Annotated in this window: 1 protein-coding gene; it reads right to left on the bottom strand. The window is 56.0% G+C overall.

The window, feature by feature from the left end; translation table 11 throughout:
* Window positions 1-259 (bottom strand): InlB B-repeat-containing protein (locus tag SB775_RS31110; protein ID WP_410865129.1); only part of this gene is annotated, 259 nt, incomplete at both ends.

Here is a 259-nt window from a genome sequence, read left to right as displayed (position 1 = left end):
GTTCCAGCCTGCGAAAGTGTGGCCTGTTTTCGCAAGTGTTCCACTTCCCAGTACCGTTACGGTATCTCCTTGTGGGTAGGCACCGCTATCAGTAGGAGCTATTCCGCTGGTTTCTCCGTTTCCGTCATACGTTACGGTGTAGGTCGGTGCTTGAACTGGCGTCCACTGCGCGTACAGGATGACATTCGCCGCGCCCATAGTCAGCGTCGAGCCTGCTGCATAAGAAGTTCCGCTTCCGTTTGCTGCGGTGTTCCACCCT

This window comes from Peribacillus sp. SIMBA_075 (genome assembly GCF_046534585.1).
The sequence above is the reverse complement of the archived record's forward strand: the minus strand, read 5'-3'. Positions and strand labels throughout refer to the sequence as shown.